This window comes from Streptomyces sp. NPDC002328 (assembly GCF_042890065.1).
Classification (GTDB): domain Bacteria; phylum Actinomycetota; class Actinomycetes; order Streptomycetales; family Streptomycetaceae; genus Streptomyces.
This window is the reverse complement of the sequence record NZ_JBIARQ010000015.1, coordinates 11,263-29,690: the sequence shown is the minus strand read 5'-3', so window position 1 is coordinate 29,690 and position 18,428 is coordinate 11,263. Positions and strand designations below refer to the sequence as shown.

The following is an 18,428-nucleotide window of genomic DNA, read 5'->3' as shown; positions in this document are numbered from 1 at the left end:
TTGGGGACGTCACCCATACCATCGAGTGAACGGGAACGGGGGTCGTGAAAGTTCTGCCTTTACGCCTCGCAGCGCCCGGTAAGCGGCAGCCGTCTGGATTGATGCAAGGAGCGCCTCGGGCGCCTACGCGGACGCCTCGGCGTCACTCTCGCGGTCAGAGCGAACTTCCGGACTGGAAAGAGGAGCACAACCGCTCACACCGGAAGGTCCACGCCCGTGTCGAGCTCGCCTTCGCCCGCATGAAAATCTGGAAGGTCCTCCGCGACGGCCGTCTCAAGAGCGACGGCGTCCATCAGGCCATGCGCGGCATCGCCCACCTGCACAACCTCACGCTGGCCGGACGAGAGGCAGTGACGCTGCTCGACCGGCATGTCGTAGATCATTCACGGGAGAACCTCAAGGACGTGCACCTGCTTCTGAGCAGAGACATGGGGAGCCGCTAAGCCTCCTCGAGCACCAGATGCTCCACCTCGTCGACGTGGTGTCGCCCATAACCGAACCGTTGACCGATGGCCTGGTACCTCTCGTACTGGCCTCGTGTGACCGGCGCATGCAGCACCAGTAGGACGCGGAGGAACAACCGAAACCCGAGGTCGGGATCGACCCGGCCAATGACCTCTTCCACTGCGGCCATGGCCTGCGCGGCCGGCAGCGGCTGCCAGTGGGGACTGATGGCATCGTCCGCCACTGCGAGCCCCATCTGCCGAAGCTCCCACAGCACCGAGTCCACCAGGTCCATGGGCGCGGGCGGTACAGCGGGGGTGTAAGCGGGGGCGACTTCCGCCAGCCGCTCTGTGCACACGCCCGCGATGAGCCGCAGCCAGTCGCGTCCGTCGACACGTAGTGCAGCGCCCGATACGGCTACCCACAGCGCGGTGATCGTGCCGTCGGACAGCGGAGAGTGCAGCAGACGCAGCGCGTCCTCCAGCAGAAGGGCCGCCGCCGTGCCCGGGGACTGGCCGGGCTCGTCCGCGTCCGCCACCCGACGGATCTCTCGCCGGGCCGTGTCGGCACGCCAGTCCTGGTGGGCGTTGCCAGCGAGACGGGAAAGACCGAAGTCCCATGCCGTGTCGCGGTGCGTGGTGTCTATGGGCGGCCAGTCGATGTGAAGGCCTTCCCGTACGACCGCGATCGGGTACTCCAGCCACTCGCCGAGCCTGCGAAACCTGTCGTACCGCTCCTTCGGGACCCGTACGAAGTACACCTTCAGGATCCGCAGGAAGAGTCGAAATCCGAGATCAGCGTCGGTTCGCCCAGCAACCTGCTCCAAGCTCGGAACGAGGTTGGGCAGCCCGGTTGCACCGGTCAGCTCCCCGGCCATGGCGCGGATTTCCGCCACCACCTCCCCGCACAGGTCTTCGTCCCGTATCGGCTGGACCGGCGGCGGGACGTAGGAGCGTCTGTTCTGCCGGAGGCGGTCCGTGGCCAGGTCCGAGACCGCACGCAGCCAGGTGCGGACGTCCATGCCGTGGTCGGCCGGATCGAAAGTCCGGCCAACCACGGCCAACCACACCGTATGGAGAACCTCCTCCGACAACGGGCCGTCCAACAGCCGACGGGCATCCTCCCCCAGCTCCACGGCTTCCTCGCCGTCCGACCCGTCCGCCGACCGGGCCGCGGCCGCGAGCGCGGCCTGGAGGTCGACGACGGGGCTGGCGGAGGTGCGGTCAGGAGAGCACAACTGCCCCGCCAGACCGCTGAGTCCGAAGTCTTCGGAGTAGCCCAGTTCAACATACGCTGGACGTTTCTGTGGCATGGATCATGTCCTACACGGGTCGTGTTCTACTTCGGGTAAGCGGTCTTGACGACGAAGCCGTACCTGCCCTGTCCGTTGTGACCCTTGACCTTCATCAGGATCACTACGACCTCGTTACCGGCATCGTCTATCGTCCTCCCGTCTGGGTGGTACCGCTTGCCCAGAGAGGGATAGGCATCCCACGTCCCGGTGATCGCCGGGTACTGCTCACCGTCCCTGGCCTTTGCCGCCCAGTCTTGGAACTTCTTCCACTTGTCCTGGTCGAAGACCTTCTGGCCGCTCGCAGTCCGCTTGCTGAAGTAGTCGCCCACTACCCGGTCCACGGCCTGCTGAGCGATTTCCTGGTTTGTCCAGACGGTGTTGGGCTTCCCTTTCTTCTCGGCGAGCTCAAACGCCTTTCTCTCATCCGGCCGCACGTGCTCCTTCAGCGTGTGGATCTCGTCCTTGTACTTCTCCAGGGCCTTGAGGTCCTCGTCCCCCAGGTTCAGGCAGTTGTGGACCATGACGTCAACTGCCCCGACGCCCTCGCTGCGCACGTAGAAGGTGTGCAGGCCGTCAACGGTGAGGTCGTAGACCCGGCGCGGCGCGAGCCCCGACCGGTCACTGACGTCGGTCACGGCGCGGAGCGTCCCGTCCGGGCTGAGCAGCCGGTCACCCGGGCGCAGTTCGGAGGCAAGGACCCAACCACGCTCGCTGGTGCGGATCTTGTGTCCAGCCGTGGTGTCCAGGCCGCTGCCGCCTGCCAGACCGATCGTCACCAACCGTTCCGTGTCGTGCCGGAACGTGTCGGTGACGGACTCTGCGCGCAACCGTCCGGTGCCGGGGTCGGCGGCCACGACCTGGTCGCCCTCCCGCACATCACGGATCGCCCTACGCGTACCGTCGGCCATAAGCACCAGGGTTTCCCCAGGGAAGCTGTTGACCTTGCACGTCGTCACCACGTCCTCGTAGGCGTTCACACCTGCCTCGATCTTGGCCAGCGTGGCCGGGTCCACGTCCAGGGCCTTCAGCGCCTTGAATGCGTCGGCGACCCCGATGCCGGTCTTCATCGCGGCGTCGAGCGCGCGGATCCCGTCTGCGATCTTCGTGAACACCTTGCCCGGGATGAAGTTGGACGCGAACCAAGCACAGCTTGACTTGTCACCGTGGTAACAGCGGGCGACATCACCCAGCGCAATCTCGTACAGGACCGCGCCGACCGTATCCCCGAACAGGTTCTGCCAGCCGATCCGGGTGATGTCACCGAAACTGAAGTGGTGGGTCCACGGCAGCTTCTGATTCGCGAGCGTCTCCGTCTTGAGGAAGATCGTGTCCGCCTGCGGGCAGCCTGCCTCGGTGGCGGGCACCTCGGGGTTGGCGCAGAAGTAGTAGCTGATCGTGATGTTCACGTACAGCTCGTACTTCACCGTGCAGCCCTGGGGAACGTACTGGCACTCGTTGAGCTGTTTGGCCGGCGCGGCCTCGGTCATCTTGTCGATGATGTAGAAGACACCTCCGACGCCGGTTCCGGCGCCCGAGGCGACCTGCCCGTTCGCTTCCTTACGCTCGGCGGAGTCGGCCGCTTGCTGGGCGGACTCGGCGTACTTCTGGGCGTCCTTGGCTGCCTCTTCGGCCGCGGTGGCTTCGGCGTCGGCGCGGGTAGCGGCGGCGCGGGCGTCCGTGGCGGCCTGCTCGGCCTCGGAGGCCGCCGTGCGGGCGGCCGCGGCATCCAGGGCGGCCTGGTCGGCTGAGGAACGGGCGGCCGTGGCGTAGCCCTCGGCGCGGCCGGCAGCACGGCCGGCTGCGGCGGCGTCTTCGGTGGCCTGGCGGTCGTGCTCGATGGTGCGGGCCAGTGACTTCTGCGCGTCGGCCGCGAAGTCGGATGCTTCTGCCGCGTAGTCGAGGGCTTCTTTGGAGTAGGTGCGGGCGGTTGCGGCGTGGGCGGCGGCGTTGGCGGCGTGGATGTAGGCGGCCTTGGTGTCGCCGGTGGCCTGGTCCGCGAGGGCCTTGGCTGTTGCGGCTTCCTGCTGGGCGTTCTTTGCGTGGGCGTCGGCGACGGCCTTCTGCTGCTCGGCGATCGACTTGGACGCCTGCCCGGTCAGCACGGCCAGGCCCGCGGCGGAGTCGGTGGTGACGTAGGGCGAGCCGAGCTGGATGGCGTCGTTCGCGGGAGCGGCGACCTGTGCTGCGGCGTTCCCCGCGTCCGCCGCGGCTTGTGCGGTGACGTGGGCGTATCCGGCGGCTTTCGCGGAGGCCACGACGGCCTTGGCGGTTTCCTTGCTCGCCTCGTCCGCGTGGCTCTTGGCGGTCTTGGCGTGCTGCTGGGCCTCGTTGGCCAGTGCGACCGCTTGGTTCGCCTCCCAAGCGGCGTGCTGGGCTGCCTTGATCGCGTCCGCCGCCGCGCTGGTCGCGGTCTTCACCGCGGCGTCGGCCTTGAGTTTGGCGGCCTGGGCGTCGTCCGCGTGGGAGCGGGCGCGCTTGGCGGCGGCTTCGGCGCGGGTGGCGGCGGCGTCCGCGTCGGCGGCTGCCTGAGTCGCCGCGTCCGCCTCGGTGCGTGCCGAACTGGCAGCAGACTCGGCGTCGTTGGCCGCGCTGTCCGCAGCGTTGGCCGCGGCCCTCGCCTGCGTCGCGGCGTCGCCCGACTCCAGGGATTCCGCGTAGGCTTCCTTGGCTTCGGCCTTGGCCCGCGCCGCGTTCGCTTTGCTCTCGGCGTCCCAGGCTTTGTCCCGCTTGCCCTTGGCCCGGTCACGCGCGGCTTCCGCGTCCTGGCGCTTCACGCGTGCGGTGGACTCGGCCGACTCGGCCCGGCCCTTGGCCTCGTTCGCGGTCTTCGCGTAGCCCTCGGCGTTGCTCTTGTGCTGCGCTGCCTCGGCCTGCTTCGCGGCGGCGGTGGCCTTCTCCTTCTTCGCGGTGGCTTCTTCCGCCTCGGCGGCCAGCCGCTTGGCGTGCGCGTCCGCCGCGGCTGCCTTCGCGTCGGCCTCGGCCTTCTGCGCCTCGGCCAGCTTCACCTTGGCGGTGTCGCGGTCCTTCTTCGCGTTGTCGCGGTGCATCATCGCGGCGTCCGCGGCCGATTTCGCCTGCTGCTCGGCGGCGGCTGCCGCGGCCTTGCGGAACTCGACCTTCGTCGCCGCGGACTGGGCCAGCGCACGCTGCGCGATGGTCTTGCTGTCCGCGCCCGACGCCCGGGTCGCGGCCTCGGCCGTCTCGCCGGCCTTGGTCATCGCCAGCAGCGCGGCGGAGGAAGCCTTCGTCACCTGAGCCTTCTGCTGACCCACCAGGAGACCACGGCCCCGGGGCGCGCCCTTGGAGTCCGCGATGGAGTACGCGGCCTGCTCGGCCGTGTCGGTGGCGGTGACGGCCTTCTTCGCGATCTCGGCCTGCGCCTTGATCACGGCGAGCTGCTTCTTCGCCTCGGCCTGCGCCGTCGCGAGGCCCTTCTTGGCCTTGTCGAACTCCGCCTTCTCCGGATAGTCCAGATTGTCAGTGCCCTGGTGACCCGACGCGACGACCTTGAACTGCTGCGGGCCGGTGTTGTTGCAGTCCCAGAGCCAGGAGTTGTGGCCGTTGTCGTACTTGTTCAGGTCCAGGCACTTGCCTGTCCCGACGTTCTTCAGGCTGGTCACCGCACGCGTGTTGTACTCCCACGTCTGCGCGGGGGAGTAGTTGCACGTCCAGAGCTGGATCTTCGTGCCGTTCGCGGAGGCGTTGCTCGAGACGTCCAGGCATTTGTCGGCCTTGACGTTGTACAGAGTGCTGCCGCCTTTGATCTGCCAGTCCTGCGCCGCGGACTTGTTGCAGGTGTAGATCTGCACCGGAGTGCCGTTGGCGATCTTCCCGCCCTCCGCCTCAAGGCACTTGCCCTTCGCGGCCTGAACCTGGATGACCGCCGGACTCTCACCGATCCAGCCGGCGCCACCGGGCGCCCAGTAGTCCTCCCAACGCGCGAGACGATCAGCGATCCACGACTGGCCCAGCATCTCGCCCAACGCCTTCGCCCCAGCGGCCATGGCCATGGTGGCGTCCCTGTTGGCGGTAAGGATCTGGTTGCGCTGCGTGGCCTGCGAGGAAATCTCCTCCTGCCACTCCTTCGACGCGGTGGCGACCTGCTGTCCCAGGACCTTGTTCGGGTCGATCGGGGTACGCCAAGCGCACGAAGCGAAGCGGGTTTTCAGGTCTTCGACCGCGATCCGGTACTCCGCGGTGCCCGGCTCGGACACGGTACGCGGGAAGCCGCCGGAGGCCAGGAAGATACGGGCGTTGTCCGCACCCGTCGGCTCCATGGACCAGTTCACCAGATCGTTCCAGGCCCGGTGTTCGAGGTAGTCCTGATCCCATGTGGGAAGCGTCGCGTCCGGGTCCTTCCCGTACAGCGGCGTACCGAGATCCTTGACCGCCTTGACCGTCTTCTCGTCGGCCTTGGAGGTGGGGTCCTTGTAGAAGTCGCCCTCGTGCAGCCACATACGGCTGCCGATCCACGGTCCGAGACCCGCCTGGTCGAAGAAGTCCTTGTCACCCGTGGAGGCCGACGTTCCCGGCGGCCATTCGAAGTCGGCGAGACTCTTGAACCCGCCCGGTTGAGGCAGTCCCGATACCGGCTCCTTCCAGGCGTTCAGCCTGGCGTAAAGCGCGTCCGCCTCCTTGAAGGCGGCGTCGCGGTCCTTGTCGAACGCCGCAGCGAGGGGCGTGTCCTCCCAGTACTGCCGGTTGGCGACCTCGCGGAGCTTGTCCGGCGCCTGGTTGAGACCGTTCTGCGCGGTCGCCGCCATCGACGGCCCGCCCCTGCGCAACACCTCCGTCATCAGGCACTGGTCCTGCCGCAACTGATCAGCCGCGGCGGCATCGAACCCGTCGTAGCTGTCCGCCACCGGAGCCATGTCCGCGCCCGAAGACCGGCCGAGCAGGCCAGGCTGCTCGACCATCCCGGACAGCACGGCACTAGCCAGACCGGACGCGATGATGGGCGCCAGGTATCCGGTTTTACGTGATACGGGTCTGGAGAACCTTGGTCTAAGGCGCAAAGATACGTTCCTTTTGTCGCAAGAGAACAAGCGGGGGCTCCGCCCGAAAAGGCGGAGGTGTCACGGGAGTTGGACCCGCCACCTCAACGCGGAGTCAGTGGCGCAGAGCATGGAGAGTCAGGCCGGGACGGCGGGCGTGAACAGCTCAAGTCGCGGCATGACGACAGATGTACCTCTCCCCGTGGCGACGGTGTCCCCCCGGTCGCTGGTTGGCATGCGCCCGGACGGAGTGGTCAACTTCCGTTTTCTGGCGCGGCGATCAACATAGCCACAAGAGCCCAGGGCCGGACAAGGGAAATCTTCGCGCCACACGCAACCGGCGAGCAATGAGCCATGCGGTCTCGGGCGTTCCAGAACATCGGCTCCATGTGAGGCCATCAGGGATTTCCTGTGGGGATCTGGTGAACCTCAAGAGGTGATGCGAGCTAAGGGCGCCATAAAGAATGACTGAAAGTTACCCCCGAGTAGGGCGGTGGTGGCGCGATGCGGGACGCTGGTGAGGTCCAGATTGCGGCCGCGAGCAGATCCTGGCGTTCCGGATAATCCGGCGATTGCTCGTCCCGGTGCGGCGGTTGAGTCCGCTCCTTGCGGATCATCCCCGCTGGCCCGGGGTCCAGGAGTGGGAGCGGTTGACCCCGGACCTGCCGTAGCCCCGCCGAGAACCACTGAGGGCGCCCCCGAAAACAGGGGGCGCCCTCAGTGCCGTACGGGAAACGCGGGAACCGCCTAGTCGCGGTCGCCCTGCCCCAAGTGGTGGACCCGGACCATGTTCGTGGTGCCCGGGACGCCGGGGGGTGAGCCGGCGGTGATGACCACGATCTCGCCCGCGTTGAAGCGGTTGAGCTTGATGATCTCCTGGTCGACCAGGTCGACCATCTCGTCGGTGCTGTTCACGAACGGCACGACGTGCGACTCGACGCCCCAGCTGAGCGCCAGCTGGTTGCGGGTGCCCTCGTCGGTGGTGAAGGCGATGATCGGCTGGGCCGCGCGGTAGCGGGACAGCCGGCGGGCGGTGTCGCCGGACTGGGTGAAGGCCACCAGGCCCCGGCCGCCGAGGAAGTCGGCGATCTCGCACGCGGCGCGCGCGATCGAACCGCCCTGTGTGCGCGGCTTCTTGCCCGGCACCAGCGGCTGGAGGCCCTTGCTCAGCAGCTCCTGCTCGGCCGCGGCGACGATCTTCGACATCGTCTTCACGGTCTCGATCGGGTACGCGCCGACCGAGGACTCCGCCGACAGCATGACCGCGTCCGCCCCGTCGAGGATCGCGTTGGCGACGTCGGAGGCCTCGGCGCGGGTGGGACGGGAGTTGGTGATCATCGACTCCATCATCTGGGTCGCCACGATCACCGGCTTGGCGTTGCGCCGGCACAGCTCGATCAGGCGCTTCTGCACCATGGGGACCTTCTCGAGCGGGTACTCGACGGCCAGGTCGCCACGGGCGACCATCACGCCGTCGAACGCCATCACGACGTCCTCCATGTTCTCCACCGCCTGCGGCTTCTCCACCTTGGCGATGACGGGGACGCGGCGGCCCTCCTCGTCCATGACCCGGTGGACGTCGGAGACGTCCTTGGCGTCCCGGACGAAGGACAGCGCGACCAGGTCGCAGCCCATGCGCAGCGCGAACCGCAGGTCGTCGATGTCCTTCTCGCTCAGCGCGGGCACGTTGACGGCCGCGCCGGGCAGGTTGATGCCCTTGTGGTCGGAGATGACGCCGCCCTCGATGACGATCGTCCGCACCCGCGGGCCCTCGATGTCCAGCACCTTCAGCTCGACGTTGCCGTCGTTGATGAGGATCTGGTCGCCGCGCGAGACGTCGCCGGGCAGACCCTTGTAGGTGGTGCCGCAGATCGTCTTGTCCCCGGGCACGTCCTCGGTGGTGATGGTGAACTCGTCACCGCGGACCAGTTCCACCGGACCTTCGGCGAAGGTCTCCAGCCGGATCTTGGGGCCCTGGAGGTCGGCGAGGACGCCGATGGCCCGGCCGGTCTCCTTGGACGCGGCCCGGACCCGGTCGTAACGGCCCTGGTGCTCGGCGTGCGTGCCGTGGCTGAAGTTGAAGCGGGCCACGTTCATGCCGGCCTCGATCAGCGCGACGAGCTGCTCGTGGGAGTCGACCGCGGGGCCGAGAGTACAGACGATTTTCGAACGGCGCATGGGGCGATCCTATCGGTTTGTTTCGCTACGGAATATTCCGTCTGGCGGAAGATACAAATGGGCGGGAAGCTGCTCGTTTGCTTTCCGGTTCAGTTTGTGTTTTCCACCAATGCGTAGGTCTGTGTCGCGATCTCCAGCTCCTCGTCCGTCGGCACCACGGCGACCTTCACCCGCGCGTCCCCGGGCGAGATCAGCCGCGGCTCGTCGCTCCGTACGGCGTTCAGCTCGGCGTCCACCGCCAGGCCCAGGCTCTCCAGGCCCGCGACGGCCGCCTCGCGCACCCGCGCCGCGTTCTCCCCGACCCCGGCGGTGAACGCCACCGCGTCCACCCGGCCGAGAACGGCGTAAAAGGCGCCGATGTACTTCTTCAGCCGGTGAATGTAGATGTCGAAGGCGAGCGCGGCCTGTTCGTCGCCCTCGTCGATCCGACGCGTGATCTCCCGCATGTCGTTGTCGCCGCACAGGCCGATCAGCCCGCTCTTCTTGTTGAGAAGAGTGTCGATTTCGTCGATGGACATATCGCCAACACGCGCCAAATGGAAGATGACGGCCGGATCGGTGTCTCCGGAGCGCGTACCCATGACGAGCCCCTCCAAAGGCGTGAGCCCCATGGAGGTGTCCACGCACCGGCCTCCGCGCACCGCCGACGCTGACGCCCCGTTGCCGAGGTGCAGCACGATGACGTTCACCTCTTCGGGCGTCCTGCCGAGCAGCCGTGCCGTCGCCCGGGAGACGTACGCGTGCGAGGTGCCGTGGAACCCGTAGCGCCGGATGCGGTGTTCGTCGGCCGTCTCCACGTCGATCGCGTAACGGGCGGCGGACTCCGGCATCGTCGTGTGGAACGCCGTGTCGAAGACGGCGACCTGCGGCAGGTCGGGCCGCAGCGCCTGCGCGGTCCGGATGCCGGTCAGATTGGCCGGGTTGTGCAGCGGGGCCACCGGGATCAGCCGCTCGATCTCGGCGAGCACGGCGTCGTCCACGACCGTCGGCTCGGTGAAGTGCTTGCCGCCGTGCACCACCCGGTGCCCGATGGCGGCCAGTTCCGGCGAGTCCAGCCCCAGCCCGTCCTTGGCCAGCTCCTCCGCGACGGCCTTCAGCGCGGCGTCGTGGTCGGCGATCGCGCCGGTCTGCTCCCGCGGATCCCCGCCGCTCGCCAGGGGCGTGTGCTTGAGCCGGGAGGACTGCTCACCGATGCGCTCGACGAGCCCCACGGCCAGCCGGCTGCCGTCGCCCATGTCGAGCAGCTGGTACTTCACCGACGAGGAGCCGGAGTTGAGGACGAGGACACGTGTGGCACTCACTGCTGGGACGCCTTCTCGCTGGGGGTCTGGGCCTGGATCGCCGTGATGGCGACGGTGTTGACGATGTCCTGGACGAGAGCGCCCCGGGACAGGTCGTTGACCGGCTTGCGCAGACCCTGGAGCACCGGTCCGACGGCGATCGCGCCGGCCGAACGCTGCACGGCCTTGTAGGTGTTGTTGCCTGTGTTGAGGTCGGGGAAGATCAACACGCTGGCCTGGCCCGCGACTTCGGACTCCGGCAGCTTGGTCGCCGCGACCGACGGCTCCACGGCGGCGTCGTACTGGATCGGCCCCTCGATCCTCAGGTCGGGCCGGCGCGAACGCACCAGCTCGGTCGCCTCCCGCACCTTGTCGACGTCGGCGCCGGAACCCGACGTGCCCGTGGAGTACGACAGCATCGCGATCCGCGGCTCCACGCCGAACTGCGCGGCGGTCGCCGCCGACTGGATGGCGATGTCGGCGAGCTGCTCGGCGTCCGGATCGGGGTTGACCGCGCAGTCGCCGTAGACGAGGACCTTGTCGGCCAGGCACATGAAGAAGACGGACGAGACGATGTCGGCGTCCGGCTTGGTCTTGATGATCTCGAAGGCGGGCCGGATCGTCGCGGCCGTGGAGTGCACGGACCCGGAGACCATGCCGTCGGCGAGACCCTCCTGCACCATCAGCGTGCCGAAGTAGTTCACGTCGGAGACGACGTCGTACGCCAGCTCCACCGAGACGCCCTTGTGGGCGCGCAGCAGGGCGTACTTCTCGGCGAAGGCGTCGCGCAGCTCGCTGGTGGCGGGGTCGATCAGCTGGGCGTCGCCGAGGTCGATGCCCAGGTCGGCGGCCTGCTTGCGGATCCGGTCGACCGGGCCGAGCAGGGTGAGGTCGCAGACGCCGCGGCGCAGCAGCACCTCGGCCGCGTGCAGGACCCGTGCCTCGGTGCCCTCGGGCAGGACGACCCGGCGCCGGTCGGAGCGGGCCGTCTCCAGCAACTGGTGCTCGAACATCATCGGGGTGAGGCGGTCGCTGCTCGGCGCGGAGACCCGCTTCAGCAGGTCGGCGGTGTCGACGTGCCGCTCGAACAGGCCGAGCGCGGTCTCGGCCTTGCGCGGGGTGGCCGCGTTCAGCTTGCCCTCCAGGGAGAACAGCTGCTCGGCGGTGGGGAAGCTGGTGCCGGCCACGGACAGGACGGGCGTGCCGGGCGCGAGCCGGGCGGCGAGCGTGAGGATCTCGTTGCTCGGCACCTCGCCCAGGGTGAGCAGCACGCCGGCGATCGGCGGGGTGCCGGCGCTGTGCGCGGCGAGCGAGCCGACGACCAGGTCGGCCCGGTCGCCCGGGGTGACGACGAGGGTGCCCGGGGTCAGGGCGTTCAGGAAGTTCGGCAGCATCGCGCCGCCGAAGACGAAGCCGAGGGCGTCGCGGGCCAGCCCCGAGTCGTCCCCGAGCAGCACCTTCGCCCCCAGGGCGTGGCTGATCTGGGCGACCGTCGGCGCGGACAGCGCGGGCTCGTCGGGCAGGACGTAACAGGACACCGGCAGCCGGGAGTCGAGCTGCTCGGCTATCAGCTCCCGGTCCTCCCGGGCGACCCGGTTGGTGACCATGGCGATGACGTCGCAGCCCAGGCCGTCGTAGGCGCGGTAGGCGTTGCGGGTCTCGGCGAGCACGGACTCCGCGGGCTGCTTGCGACCGCCCACGACGGGGATCACCGAGGCGCCGAACTCGTTCGCCAGACGGGCGTTGAGGGACAGCTCGTCCGGGAACTGGGTGTCGGCGTAGTCGGTGCCGAGGACGAGGACGACGTCGTACTCGCGGGCGACGCGGTGGAACCGGTCGACGAGCCTGGACACCAGCTCGTCCGTGCCCTGCTCCGCCTGGAGCGCGGACGCCTCGTGGTAGTCCATGCCGTAGACGGTCGCCGGGTCCTGCGCCAGCCGGTAGCGTGCGCGCAGCAACTCGAAGAGGCGGTCGGGCCCGTCGTGGACGAAGGGGCGGAAGACGCCGACCCGGTCGACCTGGCGGGTGAGGAGCTCCATCACCCCCAGCTCCACGACCTGGCGGCCGTCGCCGCGGTCGATCCCGGTCACGTACACGCTGCGCGTCACGCGTGCTCTCCGTTTCTGCTGTCGGGTGCTGCTGTCGAGAGTCGCCGTCAGGGCACAAAAATCGCCCACCGGGGTGAGCGGAACCCTCTTGACAATACCCCTGCGTGTGGATAAGGCGCCCGTCAAGAGACAGTGCCCTCGGCGGCGTGAAAGAATCGGAACGGCTCACCGGTATCGACAGCGAGCAGGAGACACAGCACGATGCGCATCGGAGTTCTCACCGCAGGTGGCGACTGCCCCGGGCTGAACGCAGTGATCCGGTCGGTCGTGCACCGAGCGGTCGACAACTACGGCGACGAGGTCATCGGCTTCGAGGACGGCTACGCGGGCCTGCTGGACGGCCGTAACCGTGCCCTCGATCTGAACGCGGTCAGCGGCATCCTGGCCCGCGGCGGCACGATCCTCGGCTCCTCCCGGCTGGAGCGCGACCGGCTGCGCGAGGCCTGCGAGAGCGCCGGCGACATGATCCACGACTTCGGCATCGACGCGCTGATCCCCATCGGCGGCGAGGGCACGCTGACGGCGGCGCGGATGCTGAGCGACGCGGGCCTGCCGGTGGTCGGCGTCCCCAAGACGATCGACAACGACATCTCCTCCACCGACCGCACCTTCGGCTTCGACACGGCGGTCGGCGTCGCCACCGAGGCGATGGACCGCCTGAAGACGACCGCCGAGTCCCACCAGCGGGTGATGGTCGTCGAGGTCATGGGCCGGCACGCCGGCTGGATCGCCCTGGAGTCCGGCATGGCGGCCGGCGCCCACGGCATCTGCCTGCCCGAACGCCCCTTCGACCCGACCGACCTGGTCAAGATGGTCGAGGAGCGGTTCTCCCGCGGCAAGAAGTTCGCGGTGATCTGCGTCGCCGAGGGCGCCCACCCCGCCGAGGGCTCCATGGACTACGGCAAGGGCGCCATCGACAAGTTCGGCCACGAGCGCTTCCAGGGCATCGGCACGGCACTGGCGTACGAGCTGGAGAAGCGGCTCGGCAAGGAGGCCCGCCCGGTCATCCTCGGCCACGTCCAGCGCGGCGGCGTCCCGACCGCGTACGACCGTGTCCTCGCCACCCGCTTCGGCTGGCACGCGGTGGAGGCCGCGCACCGCGGCGAGTTCGGCCGGATGACGGCGCTGCGCGGCACGGACGTGGTGATGGTGCCGCTGGCGGAGGCCGTCACCGAGCTGAAGACGGTCCCCAAGTACCGCATGGACGAGGCGGAGTCGGTCTTCTAGCCGGTCGTGTCCCCGCGGCGGCCGGCTAGCCGGTTCTGCTCTGCACGGTCGCCCAGAAGACCTCGACGATCCGGTCGAGGAAGTCCCGGCCGGGGTCGCCCGCGTCGCCTGCCGCACCTGTCGTGGCCGTTGTGCCCGCCGCGCCGATGTCGTCGGAGCCGCGGCGCAGCTCGCCGTAGCTCCTGTGCAGCTCCCGCAGGGCGTCCTCCAGCAGACGCCGGTCCAGCGGCACGATTCGGCCGACGGGCCGCACACTCGCCTGCGGGCGCCCGTCGACCGCGGCGCGCAGCAGCTCGGCGAGCCTGGCCTCCTCACCGGTCACGGTGACCAGGTCGGGCAGGGTGAGCTCCAGCAGATCGGCGAGCAGCGCGGTCTGGCGCTCGGTGCCGCGCCACCGGTTGTCCTCCTCCATCCGGACATAGGCCAGGAACTCGTGTCCCACGGCCCGGGACACGTCCTCGGCGGCGAGCCCCCGGGCCACGCGGTGCTCGCGCAGATTGCGGGGCCGTCCGACCAGCTCGGCCGGGGAGCACCACAACACCCGTGCGAGCGCGGTCAGTTCGGGCGCGGTGGGAGTGGCGACACCGCGCTCCCAGGCGCTGACGAGGTCGGGCGTGACCTGGTGCAGGGCGTAGGAGGAACGCAGGTGCTGCGCCACCTGGTCGGGCGTCATGCGCAGCGCCGCGCGCAGCCGGCGGGCGGTGGGCGCGTTGAAGGGGGGTCCGGGTCGGGAGGCTCGTGTCTGGGCACGCGGTCTGGGTGTGGGTCTGGGCACGGGGGACAAGCTAGGGGCCCGACGCTGCGACGACTACGGGCCGTTCGGCCATAGTCACGCCGTGTGCCGACCGATTCACGCCACGCCCGAGCCCCGACGCCGGGAGGTCACCGCCCCGTCGGCGCGGACGTCACCGCCCCGCCGGCGTGCAGGTCACCGCCCCGCCGACACCCACCGGTACACCAGCTCCGGCCGCCCCACCTGCCCGTACAGCGGCTTGCGCTCGGCTCTGCCGGCGTCCACCAGGTGTTCCAGATACCGCCGGGCGGTGATCCGCGAGATGCCCACCGCCTCGGCCACGCCGGCCGCGGTCAGCCCCTCCTCCGCCTCCCGCACGGTCACCGTCACCCGTTCCAGGGTCGGGCCGCTCAGCCCCTTCGGCAGGGCCGCGGGGCCCGGTGCGCGCAGCGCCGCGAGGGCGCGGTCCACCTCGTCCTGGCCGCTCGCCTCACCGGCCGCGCCGCGGAACTCCGCGTACCGCACCAGCCGGTCCCGCAGCGTCGCGAAGGTGAACGGCTTCAGGACGTACTGGACGACGCCCAGCGACACCCCCTCCCGGACCACCGTCAGATCCCGCGCGGACGTCACCGCGATCACGTCGGCGTGGTAGCCGGCCGCCCGCAGGGAGCGCGCCAGTTGCAGACCGTGACCGTCGGGGAGGTGCAGGTCCAGCAGCAGCAGGTCCACCGGCGTGCGGTCCAGCAGGCGTCGCGCCTCCGCGCCGGTGTGCGCCTTGCCGACGGCGACGAAGCCCGGCACCCGGCCGACGTACAGGACGTGCGCGTCGGCGGCGACCGGGTCGTCCTCGACGACCAGCACCCGGATGGGGTTCGTGGCCACTGGGCCCGTCGCGTCCGTCATCTCGCACCTCCCGACGTCCGAACCGCGGCGGTCGTCGTCCGCAAGGGCAGCCGTACCGCGAACTCCGCGCCGCCGCCCTCGGCCGCCGCCACCGACAGCGTGCCCTCGTGGCGGGTCACGGCCTGGCGGACCAGGGCCAGGCCCAGGCCGCGCCCGCCGGGGCCCGACGGCTTCGTCGAGAAGCCGCGCTCGAAGACCTGGGAGGCGTGGGCGGGATCCACCCCGTCCCCCGTGTCGGCTACGCTCAGCAGCAGTTCGTCGCCCTCCGTGGCCGCCGTCACCGTCACCCTGGCCCGCACGCTGCCCTGCGCCGCGTCCACGGCGTTGTCGATGAGGTTGCCCAGGATGGTCACCAGGTCGCGCGCGGGCAGCGACTCCGGGAGCAGACCGTCGTCCAGGCCGCTGTCCTCCGACACCACCAGCTCCACGCCCCGCTCGTTGGCCTGCGCCGTCTTGCCGAGCAGCAGCGCCGCGAGCACAGGTTCGCTCACCGCCGCCACCACCTGGTCGGTCAGCGCCTGGGCCAGCTCCAGTTCGGCGGTCGCGAAGTCGACGGCCTCCTCCGCCCGGCCCAGCTCGATCAGCGACACCACCGTGTGCAGCCGGTTCGCCGCCTCGTGCGCCTGCGAGCGCAACGCCTGGGTGAAGCCGCGCTCCGAGTCCAGCTCGCCCATCAGCGACTGGAGCTCCGTCACGTCCCGCAGGGTCACCACCGTGCCGCGGCGCTCCCCGCCGGACACCGGGGAGGTGTTGACCACCAGCACACGGTCCGCCGTGAGATGCACCTCGTCCACCCGCGGCTCGGACGCCAGCAGCGCGCCCGTCAGCGGGGCCGGCAGGCCGAGGTCGGCCACCGACGCGCCGACGACGTCGCCGTCGACGCCCAGCAGCTCCCGTCCGCCGTCGTTCATCAACGCCACCCGGTACTGCCCGTCCAGCATCAGCAGCCCCTCGCGCACCGCGTGCAGCGCCGCCTGGTGGTAGTCGTGCATCCGGCTGAGCTCGGCGGCGTTCATGTTGTGCGTGTGGCGGCGCAGCCGGGCGTTGACCACGTACGTGCCCACCGCGCCGAGCGCGAGGGCGCCCGCCGCCACCCCGAACAGGGCCGTGACCTGGTCCGAGACGCGCTCGCTGATCGCCTCGACCCGTATGCCGGCGCTGACCATGCCGACGACCCGCCCGTCGTCGTCCTCGATCGGCGTGACCGCGCGGACGGACGGGCCGAGGGTGCCGGTGTACGTCTCCGTGAACGACTCGCCCTTCAGGGCGCGGGCCGTGTTGCCGAGGAAGTGCCGGCCGATCTGGTTCTCGTCCGGGTGCGTCCAGCGGATGCCCTCGGGATTCATGATCGTCACGAAGTCGACCTCCGTGTCCCGCATCACCCGCAGCGCGTACGGCTGAAGCATGAGCGTCGGGTCCGGGGTGCCGATCGCCTCCCGGACGGAGGGGGAGTCGGCGACCGACCTGGCCACGGCGGTGGCCTGCCGCCCCGCCGCATCCTCGGCCTGGCTGCGGTCGCTCACGTACGTGAACAGCGCGTACCCCGCGACGACGACCGCGATCAGCACCGCCTGCATGGCGAACAGCTGACCGGCCAGGCTGCGGGGTCCGGGGACGGGGATGCGCATGTCGTCAGTGTGCCCCCGAGGTTAAGCGTGAACTAAATGAACGGAAGGGTGACCGCCCTCACACACCGGGAGACAGTCTCTGCATTCCCCTTTATCTCCCCGGACGTGAGCCGCACGCCGGTGATGCCGACGAAGACGTCAAGGAGGGCAGCCGTGGCCGCCAGCAGCACCACGAAGGCACCTGCCGCACCCGCCAAGCGGGACCGCACCCACTACCTGTACATCGCGGTGATCGTCGCGGTCGCCCTGGGCATCGCCGTGGGCCTGATCGCGCCCGACTTCGGCAAGGAGCTCAAGCCCCTTGGCACCGGGTTCGTCAACCTGATCAAGATGATGATCTCACCGATCATCTTCTGCACGATCGTCCTCGGGATCGGATCGGTCCGTAAGGCCGCCAAGGTCGGCGCCGTCGGAGGCATCGCCCTCGTCTACTTCACGGTGATGTCGCTGGTAGCCCTCGGCATCGGCCTGATCGTCGGCAACATCCTCGAGCCGGGCACCGGCCTCGCGGTCACCGACGCGATCAAGGAGACCGGCCAGGCACAGGTGTCGGCCGAGGCCAAGGACACCACCGAGTTCCTGCTCGGCATCATCCCGACCACGATCGTCTCCGCCTTCACCGGCGGCGAGGTGCTCCAGACCCTGCTGGTCGCGCTGCTCGCCGGCTTCGCCCTCCAGGCGATGGGCTCCGCAGGACAGCCGGTCCTGCGCGGCATCGAGCACATCCAGCGACTCGTCTTCCGCATCCTCGCCATGGTGATGTGGGCCGCCCCGATCGGCGCCTTCGGCGCGATCGCCGCGGTCACCGGCTCCGCCGGCCTGGACGCGCTGAAGAGCCTGGCCGTGCTGATGCTCGGCTTCTACGCCACCTGTTTCCTGTTCGTCTTCATCGTCCTGGGCGCACTGCTGCGGATCGTGGCCGGCATGAACATCTTCACGTTCTTCAAGTACCTGGGCCGTGAGTTCCTGCTGATCCTGTCCACCTCCTCCTCCGAGTCCGCGCTGCCGCGCCTCATCGCGAAGATGGAGCACCTGGGCGTCAGCAAGCCCGTCGTCGGCATCACCGTCCCGACCGGCTACTCCTTCAACCTCGACGGCACCATGATCTACATGACCATGGCCTCGCTGTTCATCGCCGACGCCATGGGCACGCCGATGTCGGTCGGCGAGCAGATCCCGCTGCTGCTCTTCCTGCTCGTCGCCTCCAAGGGCGCCGCGGGCGTCACCGGCGCCGGTCTCGCGACCCTGGCCGGCGGTCTCCAGTCGCACAAGCCCGCCCTGGTGGACGGCATCGGCCTCGTCGTCGGCATCGACCGCTTCATGAGCGAGGCCCGCGCCCTGACGAACTTCGCGGGCAACGCCGTCGCCACCGTCCTGATCGGCACCTGGACCAAGGAGATCGACAAGGCGCGCGTCGAGGAAGTCCTCGCGGGCCGGGCGCCCTTCGACGAGAAGACCCTGCTCGACCACGACGACGACACGGACGGCGCCGCTCCGCAGGCCGCGGAGCTGCCCGAGCAGCGCGAGGGCGGCGAGAAGGAACTCGCCAAGGCGTAAGCGCCGCCGGGGAGTCGGCCGACGTCCCCCGCCCCCGCCCCGCACTCCGGGTGCCCGGCCCCGCCTGAACCGGGGCCGGGCC

General features: G+C 69.6%; 10 protein-coding genes and 1 pseudogene. 3 read left to right on the top strand and 8 right to left on the bottom strand.

Going from position 1 to position 18,428, the window contains the following annotated elements; translation table 11 throughout:
* Positions 1-140 precede the first annotated feature (140 nt).
* Positions 141-443: pseudogene (locus ACFYX4_RS30075) on the top strand (hypothetical protein); the annotation flags it as partial.
* Here ACFYX4_RS30075 and ACFYX4_RS30070 read toward each other — a convergent pair.
* The 5 genes from ACFYX4_RS30070 to pta all read right to left on the bottom strand — a co-directional run bounded on the left by ACFYX4_RS30070 (position 440) and on the right by pta (position 12,298).
* On the bottom strand, positions 440-1,756 hold the full coding sequence (locus ACFYX4_RS30070; RefSeq protein WP_389339888.1) for a hypothetical protein: 1,317 nt from the start codon (positions 1,754-1,756) through the stop codon (positions 440-442). The pseudogene ACFYX4_RS30075 and the gene ACFYX4_RS30070 sit on opposite strands and share 4 nt — an antisense overlap.
* 26 nt (positions 1,757-1,782) lie before the next feature.
* On the bottom strand, positions 1,783-6,753 hold the full coding sequence (locus tag ACFYX4_RS30065; protein WP_389339886.1) for a ricin-type beta-trefoil lectin domain protein: 4,971 nt from the start codon (positions 6,751-6,753) through the stop codon (positions 1,783-1,785).
* Positions 6,754-7,479: 726 nt separating this feature from the next.
* Entirely contained in the window at positions 7,480-8,910 is a 1,431-nt protein-coding gene (pyk, locus tag ACFYX4_RS30060) for a pyruvate kinase (protein WP_389339884.1), read from the bottom strand.
* A gap of 89 nt (positions 8,911-8,999) precedes the next feature.
* A complete protein-coding gene (locus ACFYX4_RS30055) occupies positions 9,000-10,211 on the bottom strand; it encodes an acetate kinase (protein ID WP_389339882.1) in 1,212 nt (403 codons plus the stop codon).
* Entirely contained in the window at positions 10,208-12,298 is a 2,091-nt protein-coding gene (gene pta, locus ACFYX4_RS30050; RefSeq protein WP_389339880.1) for a phosphate acetyltransferase, read from the bottom strand. The genes ACFYX4_RS30055 and pta overlap by 4 nt, the downstream gene beginning before the upstream one ends.
* Positions 12,299-12,499: 201 nt before the next feature.
* Here pta and ACFYX4_RS30045 point away from each other — a divergent pair, with 201 nt between their 5' ends.
* Entirely contained in the window at positions 12,500-13,525 is a 1,026-nt protein-coding gene (locus ACFYX4_RS30045) for an ATP-dependent 6-phosphofructokinase (protein ID WP_389339878.1), read from the top strand.
* 25 nt (positions 13,526-13,550) lie between these two features.
* Here the strand turns inward: ACFYX4_RS30045 and ACFYX4_RS30040 are convergent, their stop codons facing one another.
* The 3 genes from ACFYX4_RS30040 to ACFYX4_RS30030 all read right to left on the bottom strand — a co-directional run bounded on the left by ACFYX4_RS30040 (position 13,551) and on the right by ACFYX4_RS30030 (position 16,789).
* Entirely contained in the window at positions 13,551-14,300 is a 750-nt protein-coding gene (locus tag ACFYX4_RS30040) for a helix-turn-helix domain-containing protein (RefSeq protein WP_389339876.1), read from the bottom strand.
* Positions 14,301-14,453: 153 nt separating this feature from the next.
* A complete protein-coding gene (locus ACFYX4_RS30035) occupies positions 14,454-15,161 on the bottom strand; it encodes a response regulator (protein ID WP_389339874.1) in 708 nt (235 codons plus the stop codon).
* The gene (locus tag ACFYX4_RS30030) at positions 15,158-16,789 is read right to left on the bottom strand and encodes an ATP-binding protein (RefSeq protein WP_389339872.1); all 1,632 of its coding nucleotides are present in this window, start codon (positions 16,787-16,789) and stop codon (positions 15,158-15,160) included. Before ACFYX4_RS30030 ends, ACFYX4_RS30035 begins: the two co-directional genes overlap by 4 nt.
* Positions 16,790-16,912: 123 nt before the next feature.
* Here ACFYX4_RS30030 and ACFYX4_RS30025 point away from each other — a divergent pair, with 123 nt between their 5' ends.
* Positions 16,913-18,346 carry a cation:dicarboxylate symporter family transporter gene (locus tag ACFYX4_RS30025; protein WP_389340186.1) on the top strand — a complete coding sequence of 478 codons (1,434 nt, stop codon included), beginning with the start codon at positions 16,913-16,915 and terminating at the stop codon, positions 18,344-18,346.
* Positions 18,347-18,428: the final 82 nt, after the last annotated feature.

Excerpts from the sequence above, each read along its gene's own strand:
- ACFYX4_RS30025 (WP_389340186.1), top strand. The coding sequence starts at position 16,913 with ATGCCGACGAAGACGTCAAGGAGGGCAGCCGTGGCCGCCAGCAGCACC.
- ACFYX4_RS30030 (WP_389339872.1), bottom strand. The coding sequence starts at position 16,789 with ATGCGCATCCCCGTCCCCGGACCCCGCAGCCTGGCCGGTCAGCTGTTC.
- ACFYX4_RS30070 (WP_389339888.1), bottom strand. The coding sequence starts at position 1,756 with ATGCCACAGAAACGTCCAGCGTATGTTGAACTGGGCTACTCCGAAGAC.
- ACFYX4_RS30045 (WP_389339878.1), top strand. The coding sequence starts at position 12,500 with ATGCGCATCGGAGTTCTCACCGCAGGTGGCGACTGCCCCGGGCTGAAC.
- pyk (WP_389339884.1), bottom strand. The coding sequence starts at position 8,910 with ATGCGCCGTTCGAAAATCGTCTGTACTCTCGGCCCCGCGGTCGACTCC.
- ACFYX4_RS30035 (WP_389339874.1), bottom strand. The coding sequence starts at position 15,161 with ATGACGGACGCGACGGGCCCAGTGGCCACGAACCCCATCCGGGTGCTG.